Source organism: Nonomuraea sp. NPDC049400 (assembly GCF_044466425.1).
Taxonomy (GTDB): domain Bacteria; phylum Actinomycetota; class Actinomycetes; order Streptosporangiales; family Streptosporangiaceae; genus Nonomuraea.
The window spans coordinates 1-13,694 of the sequence record NZ_JBITMP010000023.1 but is presented as its reverse complement, the minus strand read 5'-3'; the positions used below and the strand labels follow the sequence as shown (position 1 = coordinate 13,694).

The 13,694-nt window shown below is 68.0% G+C and carries 14 protein-coding genes and 1 pseudogene; 4 read left to right on the top strand and 11 right to left on the bottom strand.

Going from position 1 to position 13,694, the window contains the following annotated elements; all coding sequences use genetic code 11:
* Positions 1 to 20: 20 nt before the first annotated feature.
* From ACIBVN_RS31810 to ACIBVN_RS31760, 11 genes and pseudogenes are all read right to left on the bottom strand, one after another.
* Positions 21 to 455 (bottom strand): methyltransferase domain-containing protein, encoded by a 435-nt coding sequence (locus ACIBVN_RS31810; protein WP_397142663.1) that lies wholly within the window; start codon positions 453 to 455, stop codon positions 21 to 23.
* 222 nt (positions 456 to 677) lie between these two features.
* Positions 678 to 836: a hypothetical protein gene (locus ACIBVN_RS31805; protein WP_397142950.1), complete on the bottom strand. Its 159-nt coding sequence runs from the start codon at positions 834 to 836 to the stop codon at positions 678 to 680.
* 14 nt (positions 837 to 850) lie between these two features.
* Positions 851 to 1,138: pseudogene (locus ACIBVN_RS31800) on the bottom strand (transposase family protein); the annotation flags it as partial.
* A 127-nt stretch (positions 1,139 to 1,265) separates the two neighbouring features.
* Positions 1,266 to 1,646 (bottom strand): hypothetical protein, encoded by a 381-nt coding sequence (locus ACIBVN_RS31795; RefSeq protein ID WP_397142661.1) that lies wholly within the window; start codon positions 1,644 to 1,646, stop codon positions 1,266 to 1,268.
* A 266-nt stretch (positions 1,647 to 1,912) separates the two neighbouring features.
* Positions 1,913 to 3,181, bottom strand: coding sequence for an iron uptake transporter deferrochelatase/peroxidase subunit (gene efeB, locus ACIBVN_RS31790; protein ID WP_397142659.1), 1,269 nt, complete (start codon positions 3,179 to 3,181; stop codon positions 1,913 to 1,915).
* A gap of 16 nt (positions 3,182 to 3,197) precedes the next feature.
* Positions 3,198 to 4,334: an iron uptake system protein EfeO gene (gene efeO, locus ACIBVN_RS31785; RefSeq protein WP_397142657.1), complete on the bottom strand. Its 1,137-nt coding sequence runs from the start codon at positions 4,332 to 4,334 to the stop codon at positions 3,198 to 3,200.
* An 11-nt stretch (positions 4,335 to 4,345) separates the two neighbouring features.
* Positions 4,346 to 5,179 carry an iron uptake transporter permease EfeU gene (gene efeU, locus ACIBVN_RS31780; RefSeq protein ID WP_397142655.1) on the bottom strand — a complete coding sequence of 278 codons (834 nt, stop codon included), beginning with the start codon at positions 5,177 to 5,179 and terminating at the stop codon, positions 4,346 to 4,348.
* A 103-nt stretch (positions 5,180 to 5,282) separates the two neighbouring features.
* Positions 5,283 to 6,650 carry a glycoside hydrolase family 5 protein gene (locus ACIBVN_RS31775; RefSeq protein WP_397142653.1) on the bottom strand — a complete coding sequence of 456 codons (1,368 nt, stop codon included), beginning with the start codon at positions 6,648 to 6,650 and terminating at the stop codon, positions 5,283 to 5,285.
* Between the two features lie 5 nt (positions 6,651 to 6,655).
* Positions 6,656 to 7,498 carry a carbohydrate ABC transporter permease gene (locus ACIBVN_RS31770; protein ID WP_397142651.1) on the bottom strand — a complete coding sequence of 281 codons (843 nt, stop codon included), beginning with the start codon at positions 7,496 to 7,498 and terminating at the stop codon, positions 6,656 to 6,658.
* Positions 7,495 to 8,454, bottom strand: a complete 960-nt coding sequence (locus ACIBVN_RS31765; protein ID WP_397142649.1) for a carbohydrate ABC transporter permease — start codon at positions 8,452 to 8,454, stop codon at positions 7,495 to 7,497. The genes ACIBVN_RS31770 and ACIBVN_RS31765 overlap by 4 nt, the downstream gene beginning before the upstream one ends.
* A complete protein-coding gene (locus ACIBVN_RS31760) occupies positions 8,451 to 9,737 on the bottom strand; it encodes an extracellular solute-binding protein (RefSeq protein ID WP_397142647.1) in 1,287 nt (428 codons plus the stop codon). The genes ACIBVN_RS31765 and ACIBVN_RS31760 overlap by 4 nt, the downstream gene beginning before the upstream one ends.
* Positions 9,738 to 9,931: 194 nt before the next feature.
* Here ACIBVN_RS31760 and ACIBVN_RS31755 point away from each other — a divergent pair, with 194 nt between their 5' ends.
* The 4 genes from ACIBVN_RS31755 to ACIBVN_RS31740 all read left to right on the top strand — a co-directional run.
* Positions 9,932 to 10,942, top strand: coding sequence for a LacI family DNA-binding transcriptional regulator (locus ACIBVN_RS31755; protein ID WP_397142645.1), 1,011 nt, complete (start codon positions 9,932 to 9,934; stop codon positions 10,940 to 10,942).
* 96 nt (positions 10,943 to 11,038) lie between these two features.
* Positions 11,039 to 12,502, top strand: coding sequence for a serine/threonine-protein kinase (locus ACIBVN_RS31750; protein ID WP_397142643.1), 1,464 nt, complete (start codon positions 11,039 to 11,041; stop codon positions 12,500 to 12,502).
* Between the two features lie 359 nt (positions 12,503 to 12,861).
* Complete coding sequence (locus ACIBVN_RS31745) at positions 12,862 to 13,317, top strand: hypothetical protein (RefSeq protein WP_397142641.1); 456 nt, start codon at positions 12,862 to 12,864, stop codon at positions 13,315 to 13,317.
* A 60-nt stretch (positions 13,318 to 13,377) separates the two neighbouring features.
* On the top strand, positions 13,378 to 13,694 hold a 317-nt coding region (locus ACIBVN_RS31740), incomplete at its 3' end, for a hypothetical protein (protein WP_397142639.1).

Genomic DNA, 13,694 nt, shown 5'->3' with positions numbered 1-13,694 from the left:
ATGAAGCCGATCCAATCGGCTCAAGTCCGCGGGATGAGCAGTTCACGAAGCGGATCGCCACCGTCGATGAAAAGCCGGGCCTCTGCCGTGGTCGCCGCGGCGATGCACTGGAGCATCCGCTGACCAACCTCGGGATGTCGCCCGTCGAGGGCTCCAACGCGAACGGCGAACACGATGTCGTACGGCTCTTCGTGAGCCTGCAGGACGAAGTCTTCGCCCGCGACCTGGCGGACGCTCATGCGGCCGGACGTGATTTCGTCTATCGCGGCGGCTTCTGCCTGGGCGATGGCGGCGGCGGATCTGTCGATGGCCAGGATGTGGCCGGTGGTGAGCCGGGCTGCGACCGCTCGTGCGGCGGCCCCGGGCCCGCACCCGATTTCGAGGACACGCGAGTGCGGCTGAAGGGGAAGCGCATTCACGACCGCAGCAAGGCGGGGTGACAGACGTGTCGGCATGAGCGGAAGACTAAATCACGGTCGGCCTGTGCGGGCTCTTCGAATTCAGGCGCGGCTGAGGTGTCCGCGTCCGCGCCGGGTGGTGGCGCAGCGGGTGCGCAGACGCCGGTTTTCGGCGTTGCGGAAGCCGTAGGCGTCGCGGGGCGGTGGTCTTGATGACGCGGTTGGTGCTTCGGAGCCGGCGTTGGTGATGCCGGTCTGGATGAAGGCCAGGATCTCGGGTCACCTGGTCTCGATGGTGGTGGCCAGGCGTTCGAGTTCGGGCAGGCCGGAGGTGGCGCAGCGGTCGTAAAAGCGAAACAGCCGGTCGGCGATGATGCTTCGGTCGGGGGAGTGCCGGTCAGGGCGAGCAGGTCCAGAAGGTCTTCCTTGGCGTTCCACGCGGCCAGGATCGGTCTGCCCAGCCGCGCGGGCAGGGCTTGCAGGTCATCGGCCAGGGCGGCCAGAAGATCCACGGCTTCGCAGATGTAGCGCCAGGCCGTGGTGGTGCCGATGGCGCACCCCACGGCCAGACGCGTGTAGGCATCGCCATTGCGTAGGTGGGCCAGGACCAGCAGCGCTTGTCGGGCTGGGGCTAACCGCCGCCAGCGGGAGCGGCGTTCGGCGCGTTGGGCGCGGATGAGGTAGGCCAGGCGAGTCAGGGTGTGGATGGACAGCGGAATGGAGGCAGGGTAAGACAGCAACGAGGCTCCCGGTTGCGGCATCGGATCTTGGTCGACTGCTGCCTTATCGGGAGCCTCCTCTCAGCCGCCACTGTTCTGTGCCAACCCACTGTGACCAGGGCCGTCAGGTTGGAAAGAGCTCGTTGGACTACAGGCCGTTCAACAGGTCTCGATAGCGCAACTGCTCAAGGTCGGCGATTTGCTGTCTGAGTTTCCGGACCACGTGCGGCCGGTCGAGTTGCATGTCTACCAGCCATTCGAGCAACGCGATCGCGTCCGGCCGCTTTGCCGGGATACGGCCGATCGTCGTGGCATAACGGTGCGCCGCCAACAGGGTTTCGTCATGTAGGGGACCCAGATCATCCGTTTTGACCTGGAACTCAACGAGACGTGCGTACGCCTCCGGTAATTCGATCTCGACTTGCGGACTGTCGCCGGGACGCTTGGTCACCGAGACGTAGGCGTCGCCGTAGTCGCCGAGCCGCACCGATTCGCTGCTGCGTCGACGCAGCCACCGGGGCCATCTCATGGGCACCTCCGTCCTCGACGATGGCACGTCGGCCCCGGCACCGTCCAGTGACACTGAAGCGGCCAAACCGGAAGCGCAGGCGGAGCCCGCGCCCTGATGAAACGTCTGAGCGGAGCGAAGTCCTACAGGGGTCGGGGCTCTGGCCCGACTGGAAGCAGCGCCTGAGCTCCCGAGCGCGAAGCGCCCCCTGGGAAGACCTTTGGCTCGGGGCGGGGTCCAGCAGGCCCACCCGGGAACAGGGCAACGGGCGGGTGCGCCTGCGCAACCTACTGCTCGAAGAGCGTGCGGCCCCAGTAGTCGCCCGCGTCCCGGACGCCGGGTGGGCAGGCGAACAGGCCGCTGGAGACGTGCTTGATGTACTCGTTGAGTACGTCGTTCTTGGCCAGGTTCATCTGGACAGGGACGAACTGTTTGCGCGGGTCCCGTTGGTAGGCGATGAAGAACAGGCCCGCGTCCAGGCGGCCGAGCCCGTCGGAGCCGTCCACGAAGTTGTAGCCGCGGCGGAGCAGGTGCGCGTTGTTGTTGGAGCTCGGGTGCGCCAGCCGCACGTGGGCGTCGGCCTTGATGTACGGCTGCCCGTCCGGCCCCTTGGCCGCGAAGTCCACCGGGTCGAACTCGGCCTTCTTGCCCAGCGGTGCGCCCTCGCCCTTGTCCCGGCCGAAGATCTGCTCCTGCTCGGTGAGCGAGGTGCGGTCCCAGGTCTCGATCACCATGCGGATCTTCCTGGTCACCATGTACGTGCCGCCCGCCATCCAGGCGCTGCCGTCCTGCGCGGAGGCCCACAGCTGGTCGCGGAGCAGGTCGGCGTCCTCCAGCTTCATGTTGTTGGTGCCGTCCTTGAAGCCCATCAGGTTGCGCGGGGTCGCCTGAGCCCGGGACGTGGACGACGTACGGCCGAAGCCGAGCTGCGACCAGCGTACGGACACCTTGCCGAAGCCGATCCTGGCCAGGTTGCGGATGGCGTGCACGGCGACCTGCGGGTCGTGGGCGCACGCCTGCACGCAGATGTCCCCGCCGGAAATTTCCGGGATGAGCTGATCTCCGGGGAATTTCGGCAGGTCAGCGAGGGCCGCGGGACGCTTGTCCGCCAGCCCGAACCGGTCGTCGAACAACGACGCCCCGAACCCGATCGTCAGCGTCAGCCCGGAGGCGGGCAGTCCGAGCGCCTCGCCCGTGTCGGCGGGAGCGGCCTCGGGCGCGCCGCCCACCGCTCCGAACGACCCCGCCTCCTTGCCCTGCGTCAGCCGCGCCGCCGCGGCCGTCCACTCCTGCAGCAGTTCGACCAGCTCGGCCCGGTTCTTCGTGGTGACGTCGAACGCCACGAAGTGCAGCCGGTCCTGCGCGGGCGTGACGACGCCCGCCTGGTGCTCGCCGTAGAAGGGGAAGGGGTCGAAGATCGAGGAGGCGTGCGCGACCGGCGCCTCGTCGAGCAGCGCGTTCGAGGCCACGACCCCGGCCCCGACCACCGCGGCCCCCGCCGCCCCCAGCCCGAACAGCCCCCTGCGGCTCATCCGCGTGCCGCGCGAAGCGCCCATCGCCGTCACCTTCCCGCTACTTCGCGATGGCCGGCGCGATCTTGCTGATCGGCTCGGCCAGCGCGTTGATCGCATCAGACAAGGTCTTCAGCTCGGCCTTGGACAGCTCGTTGTGCAACTTCCAGCCGTCGCCCTTCTGGTGCACGCCGAGCGCCGCCTCGGCCGCGGCGAACTTCTCGTCCAGCGTCTTGACCAGGTCGGGAGCCCGCTCCTCCAGCACCGGCCGGAGCGCCTGCACGGCCGCCCTGGAGCCCTCGAGGTTGGCGTCGAAGTCCCACAGGTCGGTGTGCGACCAGATGTCCTCCTCGCCGGTGATCTTCCCGGTGGCCACCTCGTCGAGCAGTTCCTTGGCGCCGTTGGCCAGGTTCAGGGGGGTCAGCTCGGCGGCGTTCGCCTTGGCCACGATCGTCTTGACGTCGGCGATCAGCTTGTCGGCGATGGGGCCGTCCTTGCTGACGTCCTTCTTGATCCACAGATCCTTCTCGATCCGGTGGAAGCCGGTCCACTCCTCGCCGTCGGCCAGATCCGCCTCGCGGGCGTCGATGGCCGGGTCGAGGTCGCCGAAGATCTCCGCCACCGGCTCGATGCGCTCCCAGTACGTCCGTGAGATCGGGTACAGCTCCTTGGCCTTGTCGATCTTCTCCGCCTTGACCGCGTCCACGAACTCCTGCGTCTTGACCAGCAGCGTGTCGCTCTGCGACTTGATGTACCGCTTGTAGCCGGCGACGGCCTCGGCGAGCTTGGCGTCCTCGTTGAGCGACTTGTGCTCGCCGGTCACCTTGAGCGCGTTGCGGATGCCCTTGCCCACCATGCCGGGCTTGCACGCCGTCTCGTACGCGCCCGCCGGCAGCTCGGCGATGAGCTCCCTGGTCAGTCCGGGAACGATGTTCTCGACCTCGGCCATGACCCGGTCACCGGGGGCGTACACGTAGAACTCGGTCACCTTGCTGCCGCCGTTCGTGATCGAGAACGTCGTGGTGCCCGCGGCGACCTCGGCCGCGGCGACCTTGCACTCGGTGTCGGACGCCGCCACGGTGACCTTCCCAGGGGCGGCGGATCCGGAGGGGGCGGCGGCGGTGTCGTTGCCCGAGCCGCAGGCGGCCAGCGTCGTGAGGGCGAGCGCGCCGAAGGACAGGCGGATGGCGGTACGCATGATGCTCCTGTTCAGGCCGCGGAGGACGCGGGTGACGGCGTGGACTTGACCCGCGGGTCGCGCAGGAAGAAGAAGAGGGTGGGAACGAGGTAGCAGGCCCAGGCGATGACCTCGGCGATGCTCGGCTGCGGCGTGATGTTCAGCATCCCCGACAGCAGCGTGCCGTACCAGGAATCGGCGGGCATGACGGAGCTGATGTCGAAGGCGTAGGAGTTCAGGCCGGGCAGGAGGTTCGCCTCCTGCAGGTCGTGCACGCCGTACTTGAAGATGCCGGCGGCCACCAGGATCAGCAGCAGCCCCGTCCAGGTGAAGAACCTGGTGAGGTTGATCTTCACGGCGCTGCGGTAGAGGCCCCAGCCGATGAGCACGGAGGTGAGCAGCCCCAGGCTGATGCCGATCAGCGGCTCCGCCGACGTGACGGCGCCCTGCACGGAGGCGAAGAAGAGGATCGCCGTCTCCAGCCCTTCGCGGGCGACGGCGAGGAACGCCATCACGACGACCGCCAACGAGCCCATCTCCAGCGCGTTGGAGAGCTTGCCACGCAGCTCGCCGGAGAGCGCGCGGGCCGCCCGCCGCATCCAGAAGATCATCCAGGTGACGAACACGACGGCGAGCAGCGAGGTGATGGCGTCGAACAGCTCCTGCCCCGTGTGCCCCAGGTGCGCCGCGGTGAACGTCAGCAGCGCCCCGAACCCCACGGACAGCGCGACGGCCGCACCGACCCCCGTCCAGACCTGCGGGAGCTTGTCCTTGCGGTCACTCTTGACGAGGAAGGCGACCAGGACTGAGACGACGAGTGTCGCCTCGAGACCTTCGCGCAGTCCGATGAGGTAACTGGCGAACACCGTCACTCCTGCTTGCTGAAGATTTGCTGAGGAAAGCCTTACCTAAATTAGGGCAGGCGAAGCATACCTAGCGCAAGAGCCGCAAGCGACAGTGTGCGGGGCATCACGTCTGGAGGTTGCCGGCCAGCAGGTCGAGCAGGGGCTGGCGGCGTACGCACTGCTCCAGGAGGAACGAGTCGGCCAGAGCGGTCAGCTCGTCGTCGTCGAGCCCGCGGAACAGCTCGGCGTACTCGGGCAGCAGCGCCTGTGCGATGAGGATGTGCCTGATCAGGTCGTCGGTCTGGTAGCGGGCGCCCCACGGGTACGGCTCCCAGCCGGGGGCCTCGGTCTCGATCAGCGCGTGCAGCGGGGTGAGCACGTCCGCGGACTCCTCCATGGTGGAGCCCCAGCGGTCCGCGCCGAGCCGCTGCTTCTTGGCGATGAAGCCGCCGAACCTGCGCAGGTACGGCCCCGCGGCGTGCACCAGCCCCTGCAGCCCCACGTCCTTGTACGTCCACAGCGACCAGCCGGCGCCCTCGGCGTCGTAGATCGACAGCTGGTCGCGCAGGATCTGGTAGCGCTGCTGGTCCACGGCCGGATCCCCGGTGTAGACGGGGCCGAACTCGCCCACCCAGAGCGGCGTGCCCGTCTCGCGCTGGAAGCGGGAGCGCCTGGCGAAGGTCCGCTCCAGCTCGTTCCTGTCGCACCACTCGCCGCGGGTGTAACCGGGGTACGGCCCGCCGTGGGCGAAGCCCGCCAGTGCGTAGTCGTGGAGGACGAAGACCGTGTTCTCATACATCTCACGAAATATCGAGAAATCCGTGGCGTACGTGTTTCCGTCCAGGAACAGGATGTGGTGCGGGTCGGCGGCCCGCACCACCTTCACCAGCCGGTCGTAGAACGGGCCGATGACCTTGCCCGTGAGGTCGCCGGGCTCGTTGACCGGGTTGTAGCCCGCCACCCAGGGGTTGTCGCGGTAGTGGTCCACGATGGCCTCCCACAGGTGCACCACCCGGTCCTGGAAGTGCCGGTGCTGCCAGAACGCGGCGACGTGCGTGGGGTTGTCGGAGTGCCAGTGCTGGTTCTGGGAGCCGGGCAGCGCGTGCAGGTCGATCACGCTGTAGATGCCGTGCGCGCCGAGCAGCCCGATCACCCGGTCGAGGTGGCGGAAGCCGCGCGGGTCGATCTCGAAGGGCCGGTCGTCGGACTCCCAGTGGCGGTAGTTGACCGGGATGCGCACGCAGTTCATGCCCAGCCCGGCCAGCAGCGCCGCGTCGTCCTCGGTGAAGAACGAGGTCAGCAGGCGGTCGAAGAACAACTCCGCCCGCTCGTCGCCCAGCACGGTGCGCACGGCGTACCGCATGGAGCTCTCGTTGGCCGGATAGCCGGTGATGAAGTTCTCCATGTTCATCCAGCCCCCGAGACCCACCCCGCGTAGCCGTACCGGCGTGGCGCCGTCCTTGACGAGCTGGGCTCCGGATACTTGCAGCATGTAGGTCATCCCTTCGTCGCACCCGCGGTGAGACCACCGACCAGGTGACGTTCCGCAACGGCGTAGAACCCGAGCGCGGGCAGCATGGCCAGGACGAGGTAGGCCAGGATGCGGGCGGTGTCGGAGGCGTACTGGCCCTGGAACTGCTGGATGCCCAGCGGGAGCGTCCAGCTCGACTCCTCGTTGAAGACCACGAGCGGCAGCATGAACTGGTTCCAGCTGCCCACGAGGGCGAGGACCGAGACGGTGGCGATGGCGGGCCTGGCCATCGGCAGCAGGATCCGCCAGAAGAACCCGAACGGGCTGCAGCCGTCGATGATGGCCGCCTCCTCCACCTCGCCCGGGATGCTGCGGAAGAAGCCGCGCAGGATGATGATCGTCAGCGGCAGGCCGAAGGCCGCCTGGGTGAGGATCACCCCGAACGGGTTGCCCAGCAGGCCGAACGAGCGCAGCAGCACGAAGATCGGCAGGATGGCCACCGCGAACGGGAACATCAGCCCGGCCGTGAACAACGTGAAGAACAGCTCCCTGCCGCGGAAGGCGAACCTGGCGAAGACGAACCCCGCCAGCGCCGACACCCCGACGGTCAGCACGGTCGTCAGGACCGCGATGAACGTGCTGTTCCACAGCTGCAGCCAGAACGAGCCCGAGCCGAGCACGTCGGTGTAGTTGGCCGGCACCCACGTCTCGGGCAGCCCGAACGGGTTGGTGGACAGCTCGCTGGTGGACTTGAAGCCGCCGATCAGCGCGTAGATCACCGGGACGATGACGAACGCGCCGACGATCCACGCGACCGCGTGCAGCGGGAGGGTGTTGCGCCGCGGCGTGCGCTTCTTGCGATGGATCATCGGCGCTCTCCCATCGAGGTGGTCGCGCCCTCCAGGTCGCGGCGCATCACGAAACGCTGGTAGACGAGGGCGAAGACCAGGCTGAGCAGGAACATCACGACGCTGATCGCGCTGGCGTAGCCGACCTGGGAGCGCTTGAAACCCCAGTCCATCATGGTGACGGCCATCGTCTCGGAGGAGTGCGAAGGGCCGCCCTGGGTGAGGATCCAGACCAGGTCGAAGAGCTGGATGGTGTAGATGACGGACAGGAAGACGCTGATCCGGATCGTCGGCCCGAGCAGCGGCAGCGTGATGTGCCGGAACGTCTTCCAGCTCGTGGCGCCGTCGATCTGGGCGGCCTCGATGAGCTCGTTCGGGATGTTCTGCCGCCCGGCCAGATAGATCATCATGTGGAAGCCGAAATATTTCCACATCATGACGAGGAAGAGCGACGGCATCACGGTGTCGGGGTCGGCCAGCCACTCGGAGTCGAGCCCGAACACCGACAGGAGCCGGTTCGCCATGCCCGACTCGGGCGAGAGGATCAGCGAGAACAGCACGCCGGTGATGACCTCGGAGAGCACGTACGGCGCGAAGAACACCACCCGGTAGAGCGTGCGCCCGCGGATGCGCTGGTTCAGCAGCATCGCGATGGCCAGCGAGAACGGCAGCTGGATGCAGACCGACAGCAGTACGAGGACCAGCAGGTGCCACAGGTCCTGCCCGAAAATTTCGGTGCCGAAGAGCCGGGTGAAGTTGTCCAGCCCGATGAAGTTGGTCGGCAGGCCGCCGAACCCGTTCCACCTGAACAGGCTGGAGTAGAACGCCACCAGGATCGGCGCGACGACGAGCAGCAGGAAGAGGACCAGGGCGGGCAGCAGGAACAGGGCGATGGTCACCCAGCGGCCGCGCCGCCTGGCGGCAGGGGCGGGGGCCGGAAGCTGAACCGCCTCCGGCCCTTTGATGAGAGTCGTCATCCTTCGCTCTTGGCCACTTCAGTGATGTCCTTGCCCACTTCCTCCGGCGTCTTCGTACCGGCGATGAGCTCGGCCACGCTGTCGTTGACCTGCTGGCCGACGGCGGGCGGGTAGGCCTGGTCCAGGTAGAGCTGGTAGCCGCCGGCCGAGGCGAGCAGGGTGGCCACCTGCTTGAGGTTGGCGTCCTTCACCGCGCTCTCCTCGCCCTTGAGCACCGGCAGCACGCCGCCGGCCTCCACGGCCTTGGAGTGGTTGCCCATCTCGGTCATGAACTTGACGAACTCCAGGGCCTCCGCCGGGGCGTCCGCGCCCACGGCCAGCCCGCCGCCACCGCCGAACGCGTCACCGATCGAGCCCTTGCCGCCCTCGACCGCGGGGAAGGGGAAGAAGCCCAGGTCGTCGCCGAGCCCCTTGCCGGAGTCCTTCTGCACGGCGGGCGCCCACTGGCCCATCAGCTCCATGGCGGCCTTGCCGTTCGAGACCGTGGCCGACTGGCCGTCGGGGGTGGAGTACGCCGCGCCGAGGAAGCCCTTCTGGAACGGCTGCAGGTCCGCGAGCGCCTTGACCTGCTGCCCGGCGGCGATGAAGTCGGGCTTGGTGAAGTCGTGGTCGGTGGCCGCCTGCTTGAGCGCGTCGAGGCCGGCGATGCGCATGGCGAGGTAGGCCCAGTAGTAGTGGCCCGGCCACTTCTCCTTGCCGGCCAGGGCGATCGGGGTGACGCCCGCCGCCTTGAGCTTCTTGACGTCCTCGAGGAACGCCGACCACGTGGCGGGCGGCTGGGTGATGCCCGCCTTGGCGAAAAGTTTCTTGTTGTACCAGAAACCGACCAGGCCGATGTCGGTCGGCAGCCCGTACGTCTTGCCGTCGAACTGGTACGCGCTCAGCGCCGCCGGCGTGAAGTTGGGCAGGACGTCGGCGACGTCGCCGGAGATGTCCTTGACCAGCCCCGCGTCGATCTGCTGCCTGAGCACGCCGCCGCCCCAGGTCGCGAAGATGTCGGGCGCCTTGCCCGACTGCGTGATCGTGGTGAGCTTGGCCTTGTACGCGTCGTTCTCCAGGACCGTGGCCTTGATCGTGACGTTGGGGTGCTTGGCCATGTACTCCTTGGCTCGCTGCGCCCAGAGCGACTTGAGCGGCTCGGCGGTCGACAGGTGCCACCATTCGAGCGTGACCTTGGCGGACGAGCCACCCTGCTGAGGAGCCGTGCTGCTGCCCCCACCGCCGCCACCGCCGCAGCCGGCTATGAGCACTGCGGTCGCGATCAACACCAGACTGCGTTTCATCCAGGGGTCCCTTCCTCAGAAGTGGCCCGGCGCTCCTCCATGTGACTCATGGGGCACTGCGAGTCGCACCGGAAGAAAGTTTCGTAACTCCCCCGATAATTTCGCTTTCTGGATCGTAGGTAGACGGTATGGAAAGCGTCAACACCTCGAGTGGGAGCGATCCCAAACCGAAACTTTCGGCTAAACTCCCGAACGTGTCAGCGAAGCGGCGGGTGACGATCGCACTGATCGCGGAGGAGGCCGGAGTCTCCATCCCGACGGTGTCCAAGGTCATCAACGGACGTCCAGAGGTCGCTCCGGCGACCCGCCATCGAGTCGAACGACTCCTGCAGGAGCACGGTTACCAGCGGCGCATCAGCCAGGACGACACCCCGGCCGGCCTGGTCGACCTGGTGTTCGCCGAGATCGAGTCGCCCTGGGCCATGGAGATCGTGCGCGGCGCGGAGGGCGCGGCCCACGAGGCCGGGGCCAGCGTGGTCATCTCCGTCCTGCACACCCATGCGGGCCCGGGCCGCGACTGGCTCGAACGCCTGGCCGCCCGCAGAACCGACGGCGTGGTCATCGTCGCCTCGCGCCTGTCCACCGGCATCCAGGCCCAGCTCAGCGCGCGCTCGCTGCCGTTCGCGGTGGTGGACCCGGAGGGCGAGCCCGCCCCCGGCGTCGTCTCGGTCGGGGCCACCAACTGGAACGGCGGCCTGTCCGCGACCCGCCACCTGCTGGAGCTCGGCCACCGCCGGATCGGCATGATCAGCGGCCCGACCGACATGCTCTGCAGCCAGGCCAGGGTGGACGGATACCGGGCGGCCCTGGAGACAGCGGGGGTGCCGATCGCGCCCGAGCTGATCCGGCGCGGCACGTTCCTGGTGGATTCCGGCCACGACGAGGGCCACGCGCTCCTCTCGCTCGACGAGCCTCCGACGGCCATCTTCGCGGGCAGCGACCTGATGGCGTTCGGCGTGTTCGAGGCCGCCCGCCAGCGGGGGCTCCGCGTGCCGGAGGACTTGAGCGTGGTGGGCTTCGACGATCTGCCCCTGTCGAAGTCGGCCTGGCCGCCCTTGACGACGGTACGCCAGCCGCTGCAGGAGATGGCGGCGCTGGCCACGCGTACGGTGCTGGCGATGGGCCGGGGAGAGGCGCCGGAGACGAAGCGCGTGGAACTGGCCACGGAGCTGATCGTCCGAGACAGCACGGCCCGCTACGAGTAATCGCACCAGAGACGGACAGGGCGGTGGGCATGCCGCATGGACGGGCATGGCAGGGCTCCGACCGCCGCCTGGGCGTGCCAGTGAGGGGTGTCGCCCTTGGAACCGCTGAGGCAGGAGGGTTCGCGCCAGATGGCGGACGGCCGGGTGGTGGCGGGCCGGTACCGGTTGACCGATCTGCTGGGCCGGGGCGGGATGGGAGCGGTCTGGCGCGCGCATGACGAGCAGCTCAAGCGCGAGGTGGCGGCCAAGGAACTGGATCTGCCCGAGCAGTTGGACGACGCCCAGCGGCAGGCCTGGATCGCGCGCCTGGATCGCGAGGCGCGCGCCGCTGCCCGGCTCAAGCACCCAGGCATCGTCACCGTGCACGACCGCGTCACCGGTGATGACGGACGCCCCTGGATCATCATGGAACTGGTGCGCGGGCGCTCCCTGCAGGACCTGCTGACGGCCGAGGGATCGCTGCCGCCCCGCCAGGTCGCGCAGATCGGGCTGCAGGTGCTGGACGCCCTGAGCACGGCTCATCAGGCGGGCATCACACATCGCGATGTCAAGCCCGCCAACATCCTGCTGGAGGGCGACCGCGTCATCCTGACTGACTTCGGCATCGCGGCCGTCGAGGGCGATGTGACCCTGACCGCAACGGGCGCGGTCCTCGGCACTCCCGTCTACATGTCGCCCGAGCAGGTGCTCGGCCAGAAGGTCACGGCCGTCTCCGACCTGTGGTCGCTCGGCGCGACGCTGTACACCGCGGTGGAGGGGCACCCCCCGTTCCAGGGTGCGAGCACCGGGGCGATCTTTGTCGCCATCGCCACCGGGGACCCCGCTCCGTCCGCGCACGCCGGTCCCCTGGAACCGGTGCTCAAGGCGCTGTTGCACCGTGACCCGTCGCAACGCCCGACGGCCCGGCATCTGCACGCCCAGCTCGCCCCGCTCGCCCAGGACCGAACGCCCGCGGGATCGAGCACCCTCCTGCTGACGTCCGCGCCGCCACCGGCACAACCCCTCATCGCGCAGCCGCCTGCGCCGCCCGGACAGCAGCTTGGTCCGTCCCGGCGCCCGGCCCGCTCACGCAAGAAAATCGTCCGCCTCGTTCTCACCGCGGCGGCCGCCGCCCTGGCACTCATCCTCACGGCGACCGTAGCGGTGCCCGCGATCGAGGAAATGCAGGAGAGGGCGCGCTATGAGGAGAACATGAACACGATCGCGGGGATGGGGAGGCTCCCGGGCGAGTCGACCGACATGTACAACGCGGGGAGCGGCAAAGTGAATGTGACGTCCGTCCTGTGCGAGAAGACCTTCACCTCCCCAGCCGACAGATGCGACCTGGACGGCCAGGTCACCGCAGCCGTCAATTGGTTCCAGGCGCAGCCCGGCGTACGGTCCGTGATCTTCAACGACGCCAGGGAGAAGTGCGGCCTGACGGGCTTCGATGGCGGCTGCGAGCTCTCAATCCTCACGCAGAGCCCACTGAGGATCACCAACGTCAAGATCCGTAATGAGGGCGGCGGCACCGAGAGCGTGAAGAGAGACCAGCTCACTCTCATGTTCACCGTCGGCTGACGGGGTTGTCGGTTTCCGGAGTCGTCTGCACGGATGTCTGAAGTCCTATGTATGGGGCGTGGTTACGCGGCCGCGGAGAACACTGCCGTGGAGGCCGCACGCGCGTACCCGACCGGATGGTTCCACGAGGGCGGCCTGACCATCACCTACCGCTGAGCGAGATCCCGGCGACAGACCGCTCGAAGACCAAAGATAAGGGTGAGACCTACCGGATCATCGCCGAGCAAGAAGAGCGGCACATACCGCCGATATACCGCGCCTCCTTAGAGTCAGCGCTTGTCCGCTAGCGAATCACCCCGGCACGAGAGGGCACTATGCGAGTGACAAGCATCCTGCAGAAGACGGCGATCCTCGGAACCATGGGCATGGCGTTGTCGATCATCCCCACGGCGGGTGTTTCGGCTTCGGTGGCCGGCGAGTGGGACTCCGCCGCGAGCGCCGCCTCGGCGGCTCGGACACTCTATGGCAGCTGCAAGACGCCCGGCGAGAGCTTCTACGCGAACGTCGAGGCCTACTACACGCCGCGCGACAACAAGGACCACATCTCCACCATCAAGTTCTACCTGGGTTCCAAGGGCAATCACCAGCTCGGGACCAAGAACAACGCCACCTTAAGGATCCGCGAGGCCCGAAACAATGCGCCCGACCGGTCGCTGTGGACCTGGATCTCCAAAGACAACATCCCGAAGGGCTGGACCACCAAGTCGGTCGGCATCGCGGTGAACTACTCGGTCAAGTGGCACGCCGACTTCGAGTTCACCTTCGACCGCTCGGGCGGCGATCCGAAGTGCTCCGGTCGCACCAGCGGCGCCTGACGCTTCGTGACGGGTGTGCCGCGGGCGGCGCGGCACACCCTCTCGCTGGGGAGAGGGTCGGTGATGTCCCGAGCCGTGCTCGCGCTGCTGGTGTTCCTGACCGGCTGCACCGCCGCGACCGCTCGGCCCGAGCCGGTGGCCACCCCACCGGACGTGCGACCGCCGGTGATCGTGGCCGCGTCCGCGGAGGGTGCCGTGGTGGCCGACAACCAGGCCGAGGCGTTCTACGGGCTGGACCGGGCGGGCAAGGAGGTCTGGCGAGACGCGGCCGCCTACACCGCGGGCGCCGAAGATCTCGATGCTCATGTCGGGCTCCTTGATGTGCTCGGTGTGATCAGGTGGTCGATGTCAGGGAGGGCGGGCTTAGTGGTAGGAGC

What these genes read in the sequence shown, in the direction of transcription:
- ACIBVN_RS31810 (WP_397142663.1), bottom strand. Translation starts at nt 455, where the DNA reads ATGCCGACACGTCTGTCACCCCGCCTTGCTGCGGTCGTGAATGCGCTT.
- ACIBVN_RS31745 (WP_397142641.1), top strand. Translation starts at nt 12,862, where the DNA reads ATGGGCATGGCGTTGTCGATCATCCCCACGGCGGGTGTTTCGGCTTCG.
- efeB (WP_397142659.1), bottom strand. Translation starts at nt 3,181, where the DNA reads ATGGGCGCTTCGCGCGGCACGCGGATGAGCCGCAGGGGGCTGTTCGGG.
- ACIBVN_RS31765 (WP_397142649.1), bottom strand. Translation starts at nt 8,454, where the DNA reads ATGACGACTCTCATCAAAGGGCCGGAGGCGGTTCAGCTTCCGGCCCCC.
- ACIBVN_RS31795 (WP_397142661.1), bottom strand. Translation starts at nt 1,646, where the DNA reads ATGAGATGGCCCCGGTGGCTGCGTCGACGCAGCAGCGAATCGGTGCGG.
- efeO (WP_397142657.1), bottom strand. Translation starts at nt 4,334, where the DNA reads ATGCGTACCGCCATCCGCCTGTCCTTCGGCGCGCTCGCCCTCACGACG.
- ACIBVN_RS31775 (WP_397142653.1), bottom strand. Translation starts at nt 6,650, where the DNA reads ATGCTGCAAGTATCCGGAGCCCAGCTCGTCAAGGACGGCGCCACGCCG.
- ACIBVN_RS31770 (WP_397142651.1), bottom strand. Translation starts at nt 7,498, where the DNA reads ATGATCCATCGCAAGAAGCGCACGCCGCGGCGCAACACCCTCCCGCTG.
- ACIBVN_RS31760 (WP_397142647.1), bottom strand. Translation starts at nt 9,737, where the DNA reads ATGAAACGCAGTCTGGTGTTGATCGCGACCGCAGTGCTCATAGCCGGC.